Source organism: uncultured Pigmentiphaga sp., from assembly GCF_937950555.1.
In the GTDB taxonomy this organism is placed as follows: Bacteria; Pseudomonadota; Gammaproteobacteria; order Burkholderiales; family Burkholderiaceae_B; genus Pigmentiphaga.
The window spans coordinates 1-2,200 of the sequence record NZ_CALFCW010000042.1; the positions used below are offsets into that span (position 1 = coordinate 1).

Here is a 2,200-nt window from a genome sequence, read left to right on the forward strand (position 1 = left end):
TGTGCTCTTGCGATCTGCGGGAACGGCCCGGCCGCATAAGCGCCTCGTAGGGGAGGGCGGCAAGGAACGGCGCCGTCGCTCAGGGCGCGGCTCCGCTCAGGCCGTCAGGCGCAGGTTGTCCTCTTCGGTGAGCGCCTGCTCCAGCGCCGCCATGCCGGCCGGCACATCGAGTTGGGCGCCGGCCGCCTGCATGCTCATGCCCAGCGCGTGGACGGTGCGGAACACGTTGTGGGCACGGGCCTGCTCGCCCATCTGGCCGATGCGGACGATGTCGAGGCCGAAGGCGCCGGAGATCTCCACGCGGTAGATCTGCGACATCATCGTCAGCACCTGTTTCGACGACACCCCGGGCGGCACGTTGATGCCCACCACCGAGTACAGGCGGCACTCGGGCTCGACGAACAGACTCAGGCCCATGGCCTCGACAGCCCGCTGCAGGGCCCGCGAGCACACGGCATGGCGCTTGAAGCGCAGCGGCAGGGTTTCTTGGCAAATCAGCCGCAGTGCTTCGTGCAGCGCCAGGATGCCGGACACCGGCGCGGTGTAGTGATAGCCCTTGCGTCCCCAGAACTCCTGCGCCAGCCGGGCGTCCAGGCACCAATGCGGCATCGGCGCGCTGCGGGTCTCGATGGTGTGCCAGGCGTCCTCGGAGAAGGTGATCAGCGAGACGCCGGGAATCGACGACAGGCCCTTCTGGCCGCCGGTGACGACGATGTCGACGTTCCAGGCGTCCATTTCCAGCGGCATGGTGCTGAGCGTGCAGACCGCGTCGACGATGGTCAGCAGGCCGTGCTGCTTGGCCAGGCGGCAGATGCCGGCTACCTCGCGGTTCCACACCGTGCACGAGGTCTCGCCTTGCACCATGGTGATGACGTCGAAGCGCTCGCGGCGCAACGCCGCTTCCACCGCCTCCACGGTCGCGGCTTGACCGGGCGGCACTTCCAAGTAGGTGACCTCGCCGCCGACCCGCCGCGCCATCTCGCCGAGCCGGCCGCTGAACAGGCCATTGCGCACGCACAGCACTTTGCGGCCCGGCCAGATGACATTGGTGATGGCCATTTCCATGGCGGCCGAGGCCGGCCCGGCCACGCCCAGCACGTAAGGCGTGCGGGTCTGGAACACGTAGCGGGCCATGGTCTTCACCCGCTCGATGACTTTGCCCATGGTTTCGCCAAGGTGGTTGATCACCACCGAGTTCGCGACGGCGACCTTGTGCGGGACGGGCACCGGGCCGGCGCCCATCAGCAGCAGCGGTTCGGCAGGGAGGATCGCTTCCAGCGGCAGGTCTGGCGGCGGTTGACTGAGATCGAGTTGCTGTAAGGCGGATCGCTCTGTCATGAGTCCCTCTGGTTATGGCTACCGGTCCCTCGGTTTATTGGGGCCGGACAAGGCGCCTGTCGCGCCAGGCGCCGAAAATTTCCAGAGAGTGAACCTGCGCACGCCGATGCGCAAGCATCCGCCCCGCGGAGCGTGCGCTGTATCGAACCGCGGCGGTCAGGGGCGGTTTTGCACCAGTACCCAGGGCGCGACCACCACGCACCAGAGCTCGCGCTGCTCGGCGGAGAAGCGGCGTGCCTCGTCGACGGTGGTGCGGCGGATGCGATCCTCGGTGAGCCAGCGCTCGACGCTGGCCTTGTCGTCCTGGGCCATGCGGACGGCGACGTCGATCAAGTCCAGATCGGCGTCCACCGTAACCAGCGCGCCGCGGGCGAAGTGCCGCTCCAGCTCGGTCCATGGCAAACGGGCGGTCTCGGCGTTGAGTTTGGCGGCAAGAGCGGAATGGTCGGTGTTGGTCATGATGATGTCCTGGCCCAGTGACGGCGGGGCCGCCAAGGATAACCCGCCGGACGCTGTTCTCGCGCGCGCGGGCGGCGTAATCTCGATCGTAGCCCGCTTCGACCGGCGCCGGATGCGCCGTGCGGGCGATCGACCGTCATCACCGTCCCAAGCAGAGGGAGTAGCCGCGGATGGTCATCAAGATCGATCAGCCCATCGTCGGTATCGAGCTGGTACGCCCCGCCCCAGCGTCGGACAGCGTGCAGCAGATGCACGAAAAGCTGCAGCGCCCGCCGGTGCTGGAGGGCTGCACCTACAAGATCAAGACGCCGCTGTCGGAGCACGCGCTGTACGTCACCATCAACGACATCGTGCTCAACCCCGGCACCGAGCACGAGCAGCGCCGGCCGTTCGAGATCTTCAT

The 2,200-nt window shown here is 67.5% G+C and carries 3 protein-coding genes; 1 reads left to right on the forward strand and 2 read right to left on the reverse strand.

Translation table 11 applies throughout. The features are described 5' to 3' along the window. Positions 1-96 precede the first annotated feature (96 nt). A complete protein-coding gene (locus Q0319_RS11275) occupies positions 97-1,338 on the reverse strand; it encodes an alanine--glyoxylate aminotransferase family protein (protein WP_299452589.1) in 1,242 nt (413 codons plus the stop codon). Positions 1,339-1,494: 156 nt separating this feature from the next. After that, positions 1,495-1,797, reverse strand: a complete 303-nt coding sequence (locus tag Q0319_RS11280) for a DUF2288 domain-containing protein (protein WP_299452591.1) — start codon at positions 1,795-1,797, stop codon at positions 1,495-1,497. A gap of 170 nt (positions 1,798-1,967) precedes the next feature. On the opposite strand from Q0319_RS11280, the gene Q0319_RS11285 reads away from it, so the two are divergent. Then, the coding region (locus Q0319_RS11285) for a hypothetical protein (RefSeq protein WP_299452595.1) at positions 1,968-2,200 on the forward strand (233 nt) is incomplete at its 3' end.